Below are 17,424 nucleotides of genomic sequence, written 5' to 3'. Positions count from 1 at the left end.
AAAGCGACTGAACAAACGTGGCGTAGAACGATAAGTCGGTGAGATTGGTAAGGTTTTTGGAAGAAAGTTTGCAATTTGACCAATGCCTTTTAAGATGTGATCTCTAAATCCCGATCGTTGGTAGCCACTAACATAGTGGTTGAGGATTTTCGGATGACCATCACCCAACTCAGGTAGATTCTGCAAACCGAAGCAAGACAAGGCACATGCAAGCGACAATCTTCCTGCTCTTTTTATTAGGGCTTACTACCTACCTTATCGTACAGCGTGTTTCAAGCATTACCCGCACTCCTACCTGGTTACTCTGGTTTGTGGCAATGCTACCTGCCTTTATTTGGAGCACCTGGATGCTGGTCAACCAGGGACGAGAGCGACCACCCGCCCAATTGGTGGTGATTCCCTTTTTCGTTTGCTTGTTGCTGTACTGGGGCTTAATTCAGTGGGGACGCATACCGCAAACGAGCAACTCCTCAGCCTCCCGAAATGGTGTCTCCTTAGAAGACGCTGACGATCGCTTGCCTGCCCTGCCCCCCGCCCGTCCGATCGATCGATCGGAGGAAGCCCATCTACAAACCTGTTTCCCCTGGTCAATTTACTACCTGCAAAATATTGAATATCACCATCAAGCGGTCGTTTGTCGAGGTCAACTTCGCAGTAAGCCTGAGGTCGCCTACCAAACCATTCGGGAAAATGTCGAACGGCACTTTGGCGATCGCTTTCTCGTGTTGTTTCAGGAGGGTGCCAACGGTAAGCCGTTCTTTGCCCTATTCCCAAATCCACGATCGCTGGAAGCCATCCGAGGTCTACGGCAGGCTACCACTCGTCCCCTGCTGGCGATCGGGCTATTAGTTGCTACCTTTTTCACCACCAATCTGGCATGGTTTGATCTAATCAAACAGCCCTTTTCCCTCACCAGCCTGTTTCAAGGTCTACCCTATGCGCTCACCTTGCTGACAATCTTGGGATCGCATGAACTAGCCCATTATCTGGCGGCACGTCGCTACAAAATTCGCGCTACCTTACCCTATTTCATCCCAGTTTTACCGCTCCCAATCCCGTTATTCGCCTTCGGTACGTTTGGAGCTTTTATCCAAATTCGCTCTCCCATTCCCAATCGTAAAGCACTGTTTGATGTGGGCATCGCTGGGCCGATCGTGGGTTTCCTGGTTGCCCTCCCGCTATTAATTTGGGGCCTGGCGCATTCGGAAGTCGTCGCTCTGGTTCAAAAACCGGATTTATTTAATTTCCAGGCACTTAGCCCTAAATTCTCGTTATTACTCACGCTACTGAGCAAGCTCACTCTAGGTAGCGCCTTAACCGCCGAAACGGGCATTAAAGTCCATCCCGTCGCCATCGCCGGGTGTTTAGGGATGGTCGTGACGGCATTTAACCTGATGCCCGTGGGTCAACTGGATGGCGGTCATATTGTTCATGCCATGTTTGGGCAACGCATTGGGGCATTAATTGGGCAAGTCTCTCGAATTCTCCTTTTGTTACTGTCTGCCTCACAACCCCATTTATTACCCTGGGCGATCGTTCTGTTTTTCATTCCCGCCCGAGATGAACCGACCCTCAACGATGTCACTGAGTTGGATAATCGCCGCGACCTTTGGGGCTTGATTGCCCTCGCCATTTTGCTATTAATTATTCTGCCGCCGCCCGGATTCTTAACTAATCTGTTTCAGCTTTAGCCGCAAACCTGCTAGCACCAGCCCCCTGTAGACTTCCCAGTGCATCAGGTGACAGAATCCAACGGCGCGGTTTGCTCAAAGGCTTGCTTCAGTTTGGGTAACAAAGCTTCAACATACTCCGGCCACCCCACAACGATTGTCTGGTGATGCGTCAGGGTATCCAGATCGATCGCCTCTGGAAAGAATTGCAATGGTTTCCCATCCAGATCACAACAGACTAACCCAGCGGCCTGCGCTAAGGCGATCGGTCCGGTCGTGTCCCACAACTTCACGCGTCGATTTAGATAGGTATACAATCCGGCGCGACCACAGATCACTTCTAACACCTTCAGCCCAAAGCTACCCAGGGAATAAAACCGAGCGGCGGGAATCAGTTCGGCGATCGCCTGTCCATACCGCAGTTGATCTCGATAACCCAGCACGATCGGGCAGGCATGGGGATTTAAGGCAGGAGGCTGTACGATCGGCAAGGTCATCTCTGGATAATCGGCGATCGCTTGAAACAAGCCCCAATTAGCCCCCCCGTAATACATCTGATCCGACGTTGGTGCATATAACCAACCGGCGATCGGCTGATACTCCTGAAGTAACCCAACCATCACCGCATAGTCGTGCTTACCATCAATAAAATCTTCAGTGCCGTCTAAGGGATCAATGCACCAGAAGCGGGAATAATTCACCTGAAATTGTTGCCGTGACTTGGCGTTCTCTTCCGTAATCACGCCATCATCGGGAAACAAGCTAGAAAAAGCTGCCGAAAGTTGGCGATCCAGCGCCGCATCTACAGTCGTGACATAATCTTCTGGACCTTTCTGGAACACTTCAAACTGGTTGGCAGTGAGTGGCTTGATCTGCTGACCACAGTGCCGAATAATATGCCGAATCTGTCGATCGAGATCAGGCGAAATTGCATTCATTACAGAGGTTGCTAAATTGAGCCGGACTTATCCACAATACATCCCAACCTCTACACTTGGGGACATGAAAAAACGGGCTAACCCAAGAGGTTAACCCGCTAGTTTGGGAACGCGTAGGGGGACTACTTTTGTAGTACCAATTTGACGTTAGCGTTTTGCAGACCCGGCCGCTTAACTTCAGCCAGAGTCTTGTTCACAGCGTACTTCTGGTTGATCGAGTTGATCAGTTCAGTTTGGTTATGGCGCTTCGCAACGCCCCATAGATCTGCGATCAAATCAAAGGAACCGTCCGCATTGCGAGACCAGCCCAGATCATACTCGCCTTCCAGAACAGCAACGATGTCAGCCCGAACCCGCTGTCCGTTGTAGCCACGGACATCAGCTTCCGACTTCACCGAGATACCCAGATCACGCAGCGAAGACTTCAGGATTTCAGCATCAGTGATCTTGGTACGCAGAGTGCTAAAGTGAGACATTTGGGGTTTCCTCCTGTAGAGAGTTGAGAACAACGTTTAGTTATCGAATGCCTAACAGCCAGAAGCTATTAGTAGTTGAGACTGCTAGCAAGTTGCTAGCCTTTCCTCCTGTTGGGAGCAGGAGAAAGCTTTTAGAACTCCAATCGCTGATATTCAGCGACCGAAGCGGCAGCCGGTCTAGCCCGTTGACGTGCCCAATCGCGCAGGGCGGTCACTTGTTCGCTCATGGTCTTCGAGAGCGGTTGGGTTGCCTTCACGGCCGCAATAATATCGAGTTGGGTAAACTCCCGGTCTTGGGCAAAAGCTTCGTACATCGCCGCAATCAACGCTTGCTCAATTTCTGCCCCTGAGAACCCATCACTCACATTTGCCAATTGGTCGAGATCAAACCGGGAGGTGTCCCGCTTCCGCTTGGAAAGGTGAATCTTGAAAATTTCCTGACGTTCTTCGGCATTGGGGAGGTCAACAAAGAACAGTTCGTCAAATCGTCCCTTCCGGAGGAATTCTCCCGGCAGACGCTCGACTCGGTTCGCGGTTGCCATCACAAACACGGGAGAGGTTTTCTCCTGCATCCAGGTCAAGAAGGAACCAAAGATCCGGCTGGATGTGCCACCATCGGAGTCTGCTGAACCAGCACCGCCAGCAAAGGCTTTATCCAGTTCATCAATAAACAGGATTGCCGGAGAAATTGATTCGGCGGTCTTCAGGGCATTGCGGAGATTGGCTTCCGATCGCCCTACCATCGAACCATCATAAACCCGACCCATATCCAACCGCAGCAAGGGTAGTCCCCAGAGGCGAGAGGTCGTTTTGGCAATCAACGATTTACCACAACCCGGAACCCCCAGGATCAGCATCCCTTTGGGTTGGGGCAGACCGTACTCCCGCGCCCGTTCCGTAAAGGCATTGGAGCGTTGCTTCAGCCAGCGTTTTAGTTCCTCTAAACCACCCACCGAGTCGATTGTTTCGTCTTCCTCGATATATTCCAGAATGCCGTTGCGTCGAATCAGTTGCTTTTTCTCAGAGAGAACAATGTCTACTTCTTCCTCGGTTAAGCGACCTGCCGTAACATAGGCTTTGCGATAAACCTTTTCTGCCTCGTCCTTGGTTAGCCCAAGCGCCGCTTTGAGCAATTTTTCGCGAATATCTGTAGTAATTCGACGATTGCGTACCTGTTCCAACTGCTGGGACAAGACTTGGTTTAGCTCTCCCATGCTGGGCATCGGGAAGTCTAGAACAGCAATCTCCTTTTCTAGTTCAATCGGAATCTCTTGAACCGGAGACATTAAAATAATAGTTTTTTGAGTGCCTTTGAAACTTGAGATCGCATCCCGCAACCAGCGAATCACTGGGGCTGAATAGAATGGATGCAAGTCTTTGAAGACAAACAATCCTGGATCTCGTTGCCGCGTCACCCATTCGATCGCCGCTTCGGGAGAGACTGTATTGTGCTGAGTGACACTCCGAGGTTGACCATACTCAACAATCCCGTGAGTTACTGTCCAAAGGAAGACCCGACGTTGGGGTTTACCCTGTTGCGCCAACATTGAAATCGTCTGCTCTGCTCGTTCCTCTTCCGAGGTGACGAGATAGATCAGCGGATATTGGGCTTGAATCAGGATGCTGAGTTCTTCTTGCATAACATCAACCCACTTAGAAGACGGTGCAGACGCTTAGGTTTTGGATATTCCTAGCGGTCAACGGCATGGGGAGCGATCGCAACCCGATCCAGAAATCATTCAGAGTTAGCAGGGAACGAGTTCCCCTTCTCCCTGAGAGTCGGCGTTGACAGAACCAACTCTAGACACTTTTTCTACCGCAAGGCTCTCTTCGATTAAGACGTTCGACTGATCGCCGATCGAGGTCATTTCGCCGTCTCGAAGGACAACATGGGTATGACACTCTGGGCAACTGTAGACTCGGTGCGCTTGCCCATGTAAGGACAATTGCTCGACCACCTCCGGGTGTGACAGGTAGAAGACAATCGCTCGCTGAGCAATATCAGTCATCGTTTCAGAATCAACCGCAGCGCGGATCTTCAGTTGGCGATGTAGCTCATGCGGGAGGTACAGCGTGACTTTGTGCTTCTCTTCTCTGTGCTTCTCTTGCATATAACTCTCAGTCTGTTTACCCGGGTATGCATGTCAGCATATCGAGCCGAATCAGTGCTGTCAAGATGCTAAACCGTCTTGCCGTCAATATCGTTACATTCGTTTACACAATTCTGGAAAGCGTCTGCCCACCGATAGATCTAGCTCCTTTCTCGTCAGGCAATTCCCTCTACCATGAGTTAGATCGACGGACAAACAAATATCTCAACCTGGCGTAAGCGACCTCAAGCAATATCGGGGGGTAGGTTTGTAGGTGCGGATTGGAGTTGTTGGAGATAGGTCTGAATTAGGACTTGAGCTTCTTGGCGCTGAATTTCCGTCCCGATCGTGGTATTGCCCGGTGTCTCGAAAAAGATCACACTATCAATCACGTCCACAGCTACAAGCTGGAATAGGATATGGGTGACTGGAATCGGCAGCGCGATCATTTGGGGATCCTTGAGGATATAGGGACCTGCTGCCACATCCTTTAAAGTTGGATACGCATAGATCACTTGTTTCAATAGATCAGCCTGGGTCTGGTGCGCGATCGTCGTCACTGCCCAATTGCCATCCAAAGTTTGCACAATGTAATATTCTGGGTGGCGTAATCGTGTGGCTAATTGCTTCAAGACAGGGGCGATCGCCGCTACTACCGCCGGGGTTGTACCATCCTGAGGCGCTTCATCAATCAGGGTTTGCAGTTGTTGATCTAAGTCCGTCATTGTAATTTACCTGTGAATTTATTCACTTCTACCCCATTCTGATCTAGACGCTGGAAAGGGATTGTTGCCAAAATTAAGGAGCTAACTCACTTTATTTCTGTTATCGTGTGGCGTTAAACACTGTAGGGGAAATCTGCCAAAGCGTGGAGGCAATTCTTCAACTATTGCTGAATGAGCTTAAGCAGGCAACAAACGCTTCTAAGCAGAATTGCCGGGATGTGGCAGAGCGCCTATCCCAGGAAGTCATTCGGATTTGTTCTGAAAGTAAGCGGATTCAGTCGTCCGGTGATGTGGAATCCTGGGCAATCACCTTAGCGAAACACCGCTTAGAGCAGTGTATCAAGTACTATAACCTTGGTTCCGAGCCGGGACGGGTAGAGCTTCATAGCACCCTGAGCGCTGTGGTCTATCGCTACATTACCCCGCCCAAAACTCAATCCAGTTATCAAACTCGTTTGCCCCTGATCGAAGATTTTCTTCAGGGGTTTTACATGGAGGCTTTAAATGCCTTCCGGCGGGAAAACCAACTGCCTGCTACCTATCAGCCCCGCACCCTATTGGAACTGGCAGAATACATGGCGTTTACCGAGCGCTATGGCAAACGGCGGATTCCCCTACCTGGTCATCGCAATCAACAGTTAATTATTCTGCGGGCACAAACCTTCTCGCAGCAACAACCGGCTGAAACGCCCGTCGATATAGAACGGGCAGCAGAAGGAGTCTCTGGTGAGACAGATACGCCGTGGAATGCCGCCTCCATGCAGCAAGTACGGGAACAGATGGTTGCCCAGGAACCAGATCCACCGGAGGATACGCTGCGGCATCAGGTGATCGAGGAATTGCTGGCATATCTCAAAGAACGGAATCAGGAAGACTGTGCCGACTATTTCATCCTGCGCCTTCAGGATCTGCCTGCCAACGAAATTGAAGTGATTTTAGGCTTAACCGCTCGACAACGGGATTATTTACAGCAGCGGTTTAAATATCATCTGATTCGCTTTGCGCTGTCCCACCGATGGGAATTAGTACACCAGTGGCTAGAAGCTGATTTAGAACGCAATTTAGGGTTAACGCCCCAACAATGGCAAACCTTTCAAGCCCAACTGGAACCCCTGCAACAGCGATTACTGGAACTGAAGCACCAAAAATTAGCCGATACCGCGATCGCGCAAACCTTGGGCTGCTCCATGTCGCAGGTGCAGAAACAGTGGTTTAAACTTTTGGAACAAGCGTGGGAAATTCGTAACTATTTAGTATCCGGAGGAAGTGCATCGAGTGATGAATAGGAATCTGTACCATGAATCGTGATTTAGAGGCGTTTCAGAGACAATTGCTCAAGCTGGTGCAGGATTTAATTCCCCCATCCGCTTCAGCAGAAGCCGCCGAGGCACATCCACCTCTGGGGCAGGAGGGGAGTGGGCAACCCACCCTGGATGCACCGCAGGCGTTGACTTCGCAGGGTGTGAATTTGCCAACCTCTAATCCTCATGGAGCTGTAATTCCCTCCCATCAGGGAGATTCTTTACTCGAACTTGGAGACATACCCGCTGTGCAAGAACGTTTTCAGGCTTTGTTGAAACATCGGCTACAAAGCGAAATCCAAAAAAATCCCCCGCTATTTCCCTGGGAAAGCGAAATTCATGACTATGAATCTAGCCGCCCCATGACCAATGCGATCGGCGCAGAACGATCGCCCGATGCGATCGCCACTGGACTAGGTGCAAAAACTCCAGCCCTGATGTGGCTGCGGCAATTAGACCAGTTGGAATTGCCGATCCAGGTGCCGCAATCGGTTCTGGCTCAGTTACTTACCCAGTGTCAGGATGTGGTGCGATCGTCCCTGCGGGAAGGGGCCAAACTGGTGCGTGCCGTGGAAGACCTCTTCCCTGGGCAAGCCGATTCCTTAAACTATTTGGCTGGATTAGTCATAACTTCCCCCGCCCGGTCTGGTTCTAGAGGCCCGATTACCAGCCCCAATGCCAACTTCCCTGGCAGCTATGAAACGGCTGTCCCGGCGCAGCAAATGGTGTTATCGCTATTAGCCGCCCGAGAAATCCTCAGCACATTAACCTTAACTGTCTCGGCAACGCAGTCTGTGGTCGATCGGCAGTGGTTAACTGAACTGGGAACACTCAATTTGCACGTCGAGTATGAGACATCGGCGGCAACCCCGAGTGTGCGGATTCAGAGTACCTTACCCTGTGGTGGGAGCTTAACCCTTCAGGACAATGAACAGCAGTCGATCGCCCGTCGCCCTAATGCCGGGAATTTGAGTGTGGAACTGTTTGGCTTGCAGCCTGATCAGTTCTATGTGCTGGACGTTCAATTAAATGAACTGGAGCAAACCACGCTCACGTTTGTGATTCAGGCGATCGCTGCTTAATTTGAGGATAGGTGCTACTTGACCCAGTAGCTAAGGGTAAAGACGTGCCACGCAGGCAAAAAGTTCCATCATCAGGGTTGCCGTTTCTTGATAACGGATTTTGATTCAGGATTGAATGCTTGAGCGAGCAAAACCGCATTCTGTCCCATCAAACGATGGGTAAGATGGATCTACGGCGGTTTTCTCCTGGATCACGATATGCGCTCTGGATTAATCTGCCTGAACCGTGTGGCATACTCTTTAACCTCTAGCTGGACTGCTCATGTCTCGTGTTTCTGAGATGGCATCTCGACGATCGCACCCGATTTCCGCTCACCTCTGGCAACGGCTAGAATCATCACCGTTACCGGAACCCGAAGAATCCCTGCTGTTAAGAATCCTGACCCAGACGATGGTGTTAGTAGGGATTGTGGCGACGGATGTTGCCGCTTCTACGCAAATGAGCCTCTGGGCAATTCCCTTTAGTATTGCTGGAGCCTACTGGAGCTGGCAGACACGACGGAAGCGGAATGTCGCTACCAAATTTTGTATCGCGATCGGGATGCTGCTGGCACTTGCCGGTTTTTTTGTCGGCATCCGGGGACAACTCAACGATACTCGGTTAGTCTTGGCGGAACTGCTGGTGCAGCTTCAGGTATTACATAGCTTCCACATGCCGCGTCGTCAGGATTTAGGCTATTCCATGATGATTGGCTTAATTCTGATTGGCGTTGCCAGTACCCTCAGTCAAACGATGAGCTTTGGGCTATTGCTGCTGGTATTTCTAGCGATCGCCCTGCCAGTATTGGTACTGGACTATCGATCGCGGTTGGGGCTGATTGGACAAGCCTACAAAGCGCCGCTGAAACGAGCCGGGTTATCGTTCCAACGCCTGGGTATCTTCTTTCTGGTCATTTTGACCCTGGGCTTAACAATTTTTCTGTTGATGCCACGCCTGCCGGGATACCAACTCCGTACTTTTCCCGTCAGTGCCCAAATTCAACAGGATTTCGATGATAGTGCCGAAATTATTAATCCAGGCTATGTCCGGACGGGAGATGCCACAAAAGGGACAGGTGCCGGGACTGGGCAAGGGCAGGGGCAGGGCTTTGGGCCCGGTGAAATGGATAAGACCTTTTACTACGGGTTTGGTAGCCGGATCAATCAAAACCTGCGGGGCGAGATGGAACCCAAGATCGTTCTGAGAATTCGATCGCAGGCAGAGGGCTACTGGCGGGTATTGGCGTTCGATCGCTATCTAGGGCAGGGTTGGGACATCTCCCGCAATAATGAAACCAAAACCCGTACTCGCCCGGTGTGGTCCTATCAATTCTTTTTACCCCGTCCGATTACCGTCACCCGCACGAAGGAAGTAGTCCAAACCTATACAGTGGTGTCGGAGTTACCCAACTTAATTCCGGCATTAACCCATCCCCGGGAACTCTATTTCCCTACCCAACAAATTGCCATTGATCCAGTTGGGAATTTGCGATCGCCTTTGGGTTTGCTGGAAGGGTTGACGTATACCGTGATTTCGGATGTGCCCTATCGCGATCGCACCCGATTGCAACAAGCTCCCACGACCTATCCTCAAGAAATTCGGCAGGATTATCTGGATGTGCCTGCCAAAATTCGCGATCGGGTACGGCAGCGTACCGAAGAGTTATTAGCCACCTCCCCCAAACCCATTACTGCGCCCTATGAACAGGCGTTATTCCTGGCACAAGCCCTGAAGCAGCGCTACTCGATCCAGCCCGATTTACCTTTCCTGGCGGAGAACGAGGATTTGGTCGAGGCATTTTTGTTCAAGTATCAAGGCGGCTATCCCGATCACTTTTCAACCACATTAACCATCATGTTGCGATCGATCGGGATTCCGGCGCGGCTGGCAGTGGGCTTTGCTCCGGGTCAGTTTAATCCATTTACAGGATTGTATGAGGTACGCAATACCGATGCCTATGCCGTCACAGAGGTCTTCTTCCCGAAATATGGCTGGTTTGCCTTTGATCCGATTCCCGGTCATGAGTTAATTCCCCCGTCGATCGAGGAAGATCAGACTTTCAGCGTCCTTCAGCAATTCTGGCAATGGGTGGCTGGCTGGCTGCCGTCCCCTGTTACCAGCGTACTGGGACGGATATTTGGCACGATCGGCAACTGGATCATGGGCATCATTGCCTGGATCATTGGACAGTTCTACCGAGGCTGGGTCGGTCTGTTTACCTTGCTGCTGGCTGGCAGTGGCTTAGGATTTGCCGGGTGGCTGGGCTGGCAAGGGTGGAAGCGCTGGCGGTATCGTCGCTGGTTAGCCAAACTGCCACCAATGGAAAGCTTATATCAACAAATGTTAAGCCGATTAGCCCAGCAAGGATTTCGTAAGCACTCCGCCCAAACCCCCCTGGAATTTGTCCAACGCGCCCAAGCACACCAAGACCCGGAACGGGCTGCCGCGATCGCCGACATTTCCCACGCCTATGTCTCCTGGCGATATGGTGGGCAAACCCCTAACCTGCTGCAACTTCAGCAACGGCTGGCGGAATTAAGACCCCGACTGAAACGCTAAACACTACGATCATGACCCACAGTATGCCAAGCTTAGAAGCGGTGTGAGCTTGGGCGATCGCGGCGTAACAGCATGAAAGTTGGACAACATTACTTAGTTCTGGTGAGCATTCTGCTGACGGGCATGGCGTTGCGCTTCTGGAATTTGGATGCCAAACCCATCTGGCTCGATGAGGTGATGACGGCACTCTTTAGCCTGGGGCGCAGTTACAACGATGTACCGTTAGAATCACTGTTTTCCCTCACCCAACTCGATCAACTCTTTGCCCTCCAACCCCAAACAACCTGCGCCCAAATTGCCACCACGGTGTCTGAGCAGTCTGTTCATCCACCGTTATTTTTTTGCTGGTTACATCGTTGGCTGGTCTGGATTGATGGACTATCCACCTCCTGGCTGTGGAAGTTACGTGCCTTCCCGGCATTGATTGGGGTCATGGTGATCGCGGCGATGTATGCCCTGAATACTACGTTATTCTTCCCCCGCGCCGGATTGCTGGGAGCCGCCGTGATGGCAGTTTCGCCGTTTGCGGTCTACCTATCCCAGGAAGCACGCCACTATACATTGCCTATGTTGCTGGTGATCCTGGCGTTATTAGGGCTGTATCAATTACATCTGGATCTGCTGCATCGCCAGTTCCGACCGTTGGTGTGGCTGGGGTGGATTGCCGTAAATAGCCTGGGCTTTTACGTGCATTATTTCTTTTTACTGGCAGTGGTGGCTCAGGTCGGAACGCTAATTCTATATGGATTGGGACAACCGCCGCTCCAGCTTTCTCTTAAACGATCACTGGGTAACGCCGATCGCCCACCCCCTTTCAAACGACGAATGCACTCCTGGTTCACTCGGTTGCCTGTGATTGCACCACCCGGATCACCGCTCACTCGCTACCAATGGACGGCGATCGCCCTAGCCACCACGGGGATTGGGTTAACCTATGTGCCCTGGTTGCCGACCCTATTCCAGCACAGCGATCGCCCCGAAACTCATTGGATCAATTTTTCCGAAAGCCTGATCGAACGGCTCACCGCCTTAGTGCAGCTACCGCTAGGCTGGATTCCGATGGTGATTGCTCTGCCAGTTGAGCGCCAACCCTTAGAAATGACGATTTTCACATCGGCAATCATGGTGCTGTTTGTCCTCTGGTTAGCCAGATATGCCAGTGGCAAGCTGAAACGGTTATGGCAATTGCCGGAAACTGGTTTGGCAACCTGGATGCTTCTCACATTCATCAGCCTGGTGCTATTGGAATTTGTCGTGATTGTGATGGTTTTAGGCAAGGACATTACCCAAGTACCCCGCTATCACTTCATCTACTTTCCGGCGGTCTGTGCCCTGTTGGGAGCCTGCTTGAGTGGAGCCACACGCCACGATCGCCAAACTATTGTCACCATGCTTGTAGTGGGCATATTGAGTAGTAGTCTGGTTGTGACCAATCTCACCTTCCAAAAACCCTACAGCCCAGAGTTAGTGGCGGAACACATGAGTCTGGTGCCACCCATCCCTCGGTTAATTAGCGTTGGCTACAGCAATTATCAAGATGTTGCCCTGGGCTTAAGTATTGCCAATACACTCCACGATCGCACGACCCGCCAAACAAATGCTCCCAGCAATGATTCCCTGATCTTCCTCTCGCGATCGCAAACTTATCGCCACGTCTGGCAGGAGCTATCGCGCTTATCGCCACCTGTCCCATTTCCATTTGATCTTTGGGTCGTAGGTCGCGGCATGAAACGCAAAGGCTATCCACCCGCGCTCACCCTCCCCGATCGGGACACCGTTGCCAAACCCTGTTTCCGCGATGAAGCTCATTATTATCGGCAGGGAGTGCCCTACCAACTCTATCGCTGCCTGCCCTAGACAGGTTCGTATCAATCGCGCTTCACTCATCCAACTGCCAGGGATCTTTGGTGTAATCCTCATCCAAAATTTTCTTCGGACGCATGACTAAAATCACCTGTCCCAACACCGATGATTCGGGAGCTTGCTCAAACCACTGGATCTGTAGCTGCTCATTTGCTTCCACAATGAAATAACGATCGCGTTGCCATTCTCGCTGTGCCCGATCAATCACCACTAACACTTCTTCGGGTTGTCCCGGTAAAGGAGTGGGTAACGCCTCACTGTCACATAACACCGCGATCGGGTCTTCTGCCATCAGAATCACCTGCCACCCAGGTACCGCCACCCAGGCTCCCGTTCCAGAAAACTGCACAACTTGAAACACCCCTACCGAATCGACAAACGGCACAGCTTGGAAATCCGCTTTGGTCAGGGGTAATTTTCCAGCGATCGCGAGAATTCGGGGCATTTCCTCAGCCGACTCGGGACGATAGATCGGCAACAAAGGGGCTGGAGCCGCCGGAGTCACTGTGAAGTCGGTCAACAGTTGTTCAATCTGCTTACGAGCAGTGTCGCTATGAACAAACCGTAAGCCTCTAGCAATTAACCGCGATCGTTCTTGCAAATCGGATTTCTGCCGCGCCAGTTTCCAGGTTTGATAGGCGATCGCATCACCGGCATGATTGGTGAACCCATCCGGAATTTTGCCTAACCGGGAAAAGTCTTTTAGCGCTTTCGCCACCTCATGCGCCTCATCCATATCTAATTGTTGCGCCAGGGCTAATTCTGCCGCCGCTACCCGATCTGCCTGGGTGAGAATGCGAAACTCATACAATACGTCGCTACCTTTGTAGCCAAAATGGTTCAGCGTCGCATCACTGGCATTGCCAGCCACCAGACTATCGTAGACCTGAGCCGCGACAATAATCTGGTTTTGTTGAATCGGCTCGAATCCCGTCTCCTCAAAGATGGTTTGCGGATCATAACCTGCTTTTTGTAGCGTCTGACAGGCTTTTGCCCACTCGACCCAACTCCCTTGTTTGCGGCGCAGCGATTGCACCAACTCACCCAGCGATCGCTGCAAGTCGGTGGTAATTTCATCGGGTGGCTGATTGGCAGGGTCAAATTCTGGTGAACGATCGGTCATAACGCTATGGGTGACATCTTTTTCACTCTACCGCGATCGGTCAATCCCGTTTCAGGTCAATTCGCGATCGCTTTAATTCACAAGTTGTCCGCTGTTTACCACCCGATGATCCCTCTAACTTTCAAAAGATAGTTGACGAATGACGATTCTCAAGGCATGATAGTAAACGCATCACGGGGTTATAGCTCAGTTGGTAGAGCACCGCAATGGCATTGCGGGGGTCAGCGGTTCGAATCCGCTTAGCTCCATTCTTAATTTTACTGACCTGCCGAGGTTAGTGCGCCGCAACAAGTTGTCTTCCATTAGTATCTCCATTTCGGATCTTGCCTCTCCTGAATGTGCGTTTGCACACATCGCTTCTTCAGTTTAAAGTACGGCTTGCCTCTCTATGTATCCAAAACCAGCATGGAAACTAGCTCACTTCCACCAAAATACAACAGCCGATCACGAAGCAATCTGCCAGTAGTGGCGATGCCATTGCAGGGCATCAATTCTCGGTTGATACTCAAGTTGGGTTGGCATCAGGATTTGTTCTCCATGAAACTCTCGGATTGACTTGGTATCCATTGGTGTCTCTTCATAGAAGCGATCGCTAGGTACAACAATTCTGTAGTGGTCATCGATGCCAAACCAACCGTGGTCAAATGCCCAATGGTGGTTTTTGCAGAGAGAAATGCCATTATCAAAGCGATCGTCCCGAAATTCAGAAAACGGCTTGATGTGGGCACCATCTACAATGTTTTGATTATCTTGACTAATCACTTTCAGCTTACAGAACACACAACGTTGTTCATAAAGCGAGACAACTACCCTTCTAAAGGCTGCATTTCTGATAAAGATTTTTTCTTCATTCTTTAAATCTTCTACTTTATAGACTGCTCCCCCTTGTGCAGCAAGCTGATGCTGAACATTAGCGAATTCATCGATTTCATAGAGTTCTTGAAGCTGGATTTCTTGATGAGGAAACCAGGTTTGCATCAAAATACTCGCTAGTTGCAGTCGTGTCACAGGAGATTGCAGTAGCTCAAATAGTTCAGGATCGGTATAGGCATATCTCACCGCATTTCGCAGAGCCGACAAGCTTGGTTTGATCGAGGTCAGGCTACCCTCATAGCTCAGATTAGGAGCCAAGTGCCAAAATTTATCGCCCGTCAAATGAAAGAACGGCAGCGCAATATTTGACTGATGATGGGTTGTGACTAAACTCGACCAGTATTTCAAGAAAGTCGCAATCAGTTCTGGAGAAAGGTAAATCTGATTGGTCTGAATGTTCCTCTGTTCGATCAGTTCTATTACCGCTAGCAAGAGAATCGGTTTGTGCGGAGCGCTCACCCCATGATTTCGGTTAACGTTGAGCTTCGCAAACTTTCTAGCGTAGTAATTCAGGTCTTTTTGCATCGCTGGTGATTAAGTTCCTCGTAGCCATCTCCAAAATACGCAGGGGAATCTTGAAACCCATCAGCTTGTTAGATTTCTTTAACCAAGCGTTCGCTGTTGAACTTTTGGTCAAAGATTGCTCTTAACTGTAAAGAGATCGAACCTTGCCTAAGATTTAGAATTGAAACTGATTTGCAGATCGCAGGGGGAAGCGGTGATACCAAACTTGAGTGAGGCAAGCATTCGTCACCCCACGATCGCGCAATCATTTGAACGGGGGCAGGGTTATTACCGGGCTGGTTCAGTTTATTCTCTGATTCAACGCGGCGATCGCTTACTTGCCAGGGTTGCAGGCAGTGAAGCAACCCATACCCATAAACACAAGCTCATTGAAAAAGCTCTGTATGGCATTTTGCGTCCTGCTGAATCTAGCCATTGGGGATACCAGATTGCCAGAGACTATGCTGAACGGTATGGGGCACGATACATGCAGAGCCTCATTCCCGAATCGGCACCGATGGCTGAGGATATTGCTAACTTCTGGAGTCAGTATCATTTTGGAGAACCTTTGAACGAATGGCTGAGTCGTCAAAAAAGCCACTCAAAAGCATCTCGAAAGAAGTCGTAAATGATCAAGCAGTCCTAGGAATAAACCGTTAAACGATCGGAAGATATGGAAATCGAAATGGTGAGCAAAAAGCACTCAAACAGATCTTTCGATCGTGGGGAGCATTTCCTCAATGCGTTAACGCACCAGGAAAAAGCTATAAAACAAAGGAATTAGGTTGATATGAATGTAAAAGTCATCATTGACATTGATACTCCACCTAAAGAGAAAGACCTTGATAACTTGAGAAGGGCAGCATCCAAGCTGACAAATAATCAAAAAAGCATAACAGTGCAAACGGCTCAAACAGACAATCGCATTTCCCTGCTCACCAGTTTCACCATGAGAACGACTGCTCAGTACAAAGTCATTGATGATATTTGGAGTGAGTTTAACTTTTGGACGTTTGATCTTAAAGGCTATCAGAATATGAGTGTTTCATTTCCTAAATGAGCAGGAGAAACTTTCAATGAGCGAGTATCAATATTACGAATTCCAGGCGATCGATCGCCCCTTGACCAAACAGGAGCAGGACGAAATCCGCAAGCTCTCTAGCCGTGTCCAACTCACACCCAATCAAGCCATATTCTTGTACAACTATGGCGACTTCCGGGGCAATTCAGAAAAAGTCCTAACCCAGTACTTCGATATGATGTTCTACATCGCCAACTGGGGCACCTGGCGACTGATGTTTCGGTTTCCCAAGGCGATCGTTGACCCAAACTGGTTTCAGCCCTATGACCTTCCCGACACAGTAACCGTCTCAACAACATCTCAGTACATGATTCTGGATATTCAAATTACTGAGGAAGAGGGGATCCGAGGTTGGCTTCAGGGAGAGGTATGGATGCCACGGCTACTGCCGCTTCGAGATGAACTGTTGAACGGCGATTTGCGACTACTGTATCTGGTTTGGCTGCGAACAGCCCCCTATCTTGCAGAAGATACGTTGGAAGCTGATCCCGTTGAACCTCCCATTCCGCCCAACTTGGACAAGCTGTCTGAGTCACTCCAAGCATTTGTCGAACTGGTACAACTTGATCCGGATTTAGTTGCGGCGGCAGCTCAGGCAAGCGATCGTCAACCACCGATCGCCCAGCCACCTCTGGAAAACTGGTTAAAAAAACTATCAGCAAGCGAGAAGCAGGAATTTTTGCTGAAACTGGTGCGACGAGAACCCCATGTTGATCTGCAACTGATTCACCGCTTAAAGGAACTCGCGGGCGCAACTCAATCTGCACCTCAGTCGAACTCAGGCCATCGGCGGTTTTCTGAGCTGCAAGCGATCGCTGGAGGAATCAAACACAAGCGACACCAAAAGGAACAGGGTACTGCCAGAAAAAAACGCATTAAGGAACTGGAAGCCCTGGCACCGAAAGCAGCCCAGACCTGGAAGCGAGTGGTCGAACTGATTGAGTTGAAGCAGTCTAAACCTTACGATGAAGCCACTGCTCTCCTCAAAGACTTGCGCGACTTAGCAGAACATCAAGGACGATTGCCCGAATTTATCCAGCAGTTTGACCAGCTGCAATCAAACTACCAAAACCGTCCCGCCCTCATGGCCCGATTCAAAACCATCAAAGGGTAATCTGAAAACGAGTGACTTGACCAACTCATTCACCTCTCAAGGAGT

At 50.3% G+C, this 17,424-nt stretch carries 15 protein-coding genes and 1 tRNA gene; 9 read left to right on the top strand and 7 right to left on the bottom strand.

All coding sequences use genetic code 11. The features are described 5' to 3' along the window. Positions 1–206 precede the first annotated feature (206 nt). Positions 207–1,691 carry a site-2 protease family protein gene (locus ACN4EK_RS17040; RefSeq protein ID WP_431659239.1) on the top strand — a complete coding sequence of 495 codons (1,485 nt, stop codon included), beginning with the start codon at positions 207–209 and terminating at the stop codon, positions 1,689–1,691. Positions 1,692–1,735: 44 nt separating this feature from the next. On the opposite strand, the gene ACN4EK_RS17035 is transcribed toward ACN4EK_RS17040, so the two are convergent. From ACN4EK_RS17035 to ACN4EK_RS17015, 5 genes are all read right to left on the bottom strand, one after another. Further along, positions 1,736–2,608: a 3'(2'),5'-bisphosphate nucleotidase CysQ family protein gene (locus ACN4EK_RS17035; protein ID WP_431659238.1), complete on the bottom strand. Its 873-nt coding sequence runs from the start codon at positions 2,606–2,608 to the stop codon at positions 1,736–1,738. 122 nt (positions 2,609–2,730) lie between these two features. Further along, on the bottom strand, positions 2,731–3,084 hold the full coding sequence (locus ACN4EK_RS17030; protein ID WP_431659237.1) for a DUF1257 domain-containing protein: 354 nt from the start codon (positions 3,082–3,084) through the stop codon (positions 2,731–2,733). Between the two features lie 131 nt (positions 3,085–3,215). After that, the gene (gene ycf46, locus ACN4EK_RS17025; RefSeq protein ID WP_431659236.1) at positions 3,216–4,724 is read right to left on the bottom strand and encodes a stress-responsive protein Ycf46; all 1,509 of its coding nucleotides are present in this window, start codon (positions 4,722–4,724) and stop codon (positions 3,216–3,218) included. Between the two features lie 105 nt (positions 4,725–4,829). Further along, entirely contained in the window at positions 4,830–5,195 is a 366-nt protein-coding gene (locus ACN4EK_RS17020) for a hypothetical protein (protein WP_431659235.1), read from the bottom strand. Between the two features lie 224 nt (positions 5,196–5,419). Then, a complete protein-coding gene (locus ACN4EK_RS17015; protein ID WP_431659234.1) occupies positions 5,420–5,899 on the bottom strand; it encodes a hypothetical protein in 480 nt (159 codons plus the stop codon). 107 nt (positions 5,900–6,006) lie between these two features. Here ACN4EK_RS17015 and hetZ point away from each other — a divergent pair, with 107 nt between their 5' ends. The 4 genes from hetZ (at position 6,007) to ACN4EK_RS16995 (ending at position 12,678) form a co-directional block, all read left to right on the top strand. After that, positions 6,007–7,185, top strand: a complete 1,179-nt coding sequence (hetZ, locus tag ACN4EK_RS17010; RefSeq protein WP_431659233.1) for a heterocyst differentiation protein HetZ — start codon at positions 6,007–6,009, stop codon at positions 7,183–7,185. Positions 7,186–7,196: 11 nt separating this feature from the next. Then, positions 7,197–8,282 carry a hypothetical protein gene (locus ACN4EK_RS17005; protein WP_431659232.1) on the top strand — a complete coding sequence of 362 codons (1,086 nt, stop codon included), beginning with the start codon at positions 7,197–7,199 and terminating at the stop codon, positions 8,280–8,282. A 262-nt stretch (positions 8,283–8,544) separates the two neighbouring features. After that, on the top strand, positions 8,545–10,821 hold the full coding sequence (locus ACN4EK_RS17000; RefSeq protein ID WP_431659231.1) for a transglutaminase TgpA family protein: 2,277 nt from the start codon (positions 8,545–8,547) through the stop codon (positions 10,819–10,821). 72 nt (positions 10,822–10,893) lie between these two features. Next, positions 10,894–12,678 carry a glycosyltransferase family 39 protein gene (locus ACN4EK_RS16995; protein WP_431659229.1) on the top strand — a complete coding sequence of 595 codons (1,785 nt, stop codon included), beginning with the start codon at positions 10,894–10,896 and terminating at the stop codon, positions 12,676–12,678. A gap of 22 nt (positions 12,679–12,700) precedes the next feature. On the opposite strand, the gene ACN4EK_RS16990 is transcribed toward ACN4EK_RS16995, so the two are convergent. Further along, a complete protein-coding gene (locus tag ACN4EK_RS16990) occupies positions 12,701–13,807 on the bottom strand; it encodes a RuBisCO accumulation factor 1 (RefSeq protein ID WP_431659228.1) in 1,107 nt (368 codons plus the stop codon). Positions 13,808–13,982: 175 nt separating this feature from the next. Between ACN4EK_RS16990 and ACN4EK_RS16985 the strand changes: the two genes are divergently transcribed. After that, positions 13,983–14,055: transfer RNA gene (locus ACN4EK_RS16985), tRNA-Ala, on the top strand. Positions 14,056–14,251: 196 nt separating this feature from the next. Here ACN4EK_RS16985 and ACN4EK_RS16980 read toward each other — a convergent pair. Next, positions 14,252–15,205 carry an HNH endonuclease gene (locus ACN4EK_RS16980; RefSeq protein ID WP_431659227.1) on the bottom strand — a complete coding sequence of 318 codons (954 nt, stop codon included), beginning with the start codon at positions 15,203–15,205 and terminating at the stop codon, positions 14,252–14,254. Between the two features lie 205 nt (positions 15,206–15,410). On the opposite strand from ACN4EK_RS16980, the gene ACN4EK_RS16975 reads away from it, so the two are divergent. The 3 genes from ACN4EK_RS16975 to ACN4EK_RS16965 all read left to right on the top strand — a co-directional run bounded on the left by ACN4EK_RS16975 (position 15,411) and on the right by ACN4EK_RS16965 (position 17,379). Then, the gene (locus ACN4EK_RS16975) at positions 15,411–15,812 is read left to right on the top strand and encodes a hypothetical protein (RefSeq protein ID WP_431659226.1); all 402 of its coding nucleotides are present in this window, start codon (positions 15,411–15,413) and stop codon (positions 15,810–15,812) included. 162 nt (positions 15,813–15,974) lie between these two features. Next, positions 15,975–16,244: a hypothetical protein gene (locus ACN4EK_RS16970; protein WP_431659224.1), complete on the top strand. Its 270-nt coding sequence runs from the start codon at positions 15,975–15,977 to the stop codon at positions 16,242–16,244. Positions 16,245–16,260: 16 nt separating this feature from the next. After that, a complete protein-coding gene (locus tag ACN4EK_RS16965) occupies positions 16,261–17,379 on the top strand; it encodes a hypothetical protein (protein WP_431659223.1) in 1,119 nt (372 codons plus the stop codon). Positions 17,380–17,424: the final 45 nt, after the last annotated feature.

Source organism: Pantanalinema rosaneae CENA516 (assembly GCF_050753385.1).
Classification (GTDB): Bacteria; Cyanobacteriota; Cyanobacteriia; order Leptolyngbyales; family Leptolyngbyaceae; genus Pantanalinema; species Pantanalinema rosaneae.
The sequence above is the reverse complement of the archived record's forward strand: the minus strand, read 5'-3'. Positions and strand labels throughout refer to the sequence as shown.

Bases quoted from the DNA above. Each gene is read 5' to 3' on its own strand.
- ACN4EK_RS17040 (WP_431659239.1), top strand. From the start codon at position 207: ATGCAAGCGACAATCTTCCTGCTCTTTTTATTAGGGCTTACTACCTAC.
- ACN4EK_RS17035 (WP_431659238.1), bottom strand. From the start codon at position 2,608: ATGAATGCAATTTCGCCTGATCTCGATCGACAGATTCGGCATATTATT.
- ACN4EK_RS17030 (WP_431659237.1), bottom strand. From the start codon at position 3,084: ATGTCTCACTTTAGCACTCTGCGTACCAAGATCACTGATGCTGAAATC.
- ycf46 (WP_431659236.1), bottom strand. From the start codon at position 4,724: ATGCAAGAAGAACTCAGCATCCTGATTCAAGCCCAATATCCGCTGATC.
- ACN4EK_RS17020 (WP_431659235.1), bottom strand. From the start codon at position 5,195: ATGCAAGAGAAGCACAGAGAAGAGAAGCACAAAGTCACGCTGTACCTC.
- ACN4EK_RS17015 (WP_431659234.1), bottom strand. From the start codon at position 5,899: ATGACGGACTTAGATCAACAACTGCAAACCCTGATTGATGAAGCGCCT.
- ACN4EK_RS17005 (WP_431659232.1), top strand. From the start codon at position 7,197: ATGAATCGTGATTTAGAGGCGTTTCAGAGACAATTGCTCAAGCTGGTG.
- ACN4EK_RS17000 (WP_431659231.1), top strand. From the start codon at position 8,545: ATGTCTCGTGTTTCTGAGATGGCATCTCGACGATCGCACCCGATTTCC.
- ACN4EK_RS16995 (WP_431659229.1), top strand. From the start codon at position 10,894: ATGAAAGTTGGACAACATTACTTAGTTCTGGTGAGCATTCTGCTGACG.
- ACN4EK_RS16990 (WP_431659228.1), bottom strand. From the start codon at position 13,807: ATGACCGATCGTTCACCAGAATTTGACCCTGCCAATCAGCCACCCGAT.
- ACN4EK_RS16980 (WP_431659227.1), bottom strand. From the start codon at position 15,205: ATGCAAAAAGACCTGAATTACTACGCTAGAAAGTTTGCGAAGCTCAAC.
- ACN4EK_RS16970 (WP_431659224.1), top strand. From the start codon at position 15,975: ATGAATGTAAAAGTCATCATTGACATTGATACTCCACCTAAAGAGAAA.
- ACN4EK_RS16965 (WP_431659223.1), top strand. From the start codon at position 16,261: ATGAGCGAGTATCAATATTACGAATTCCAGGCGATCGATCGCCCCTTG.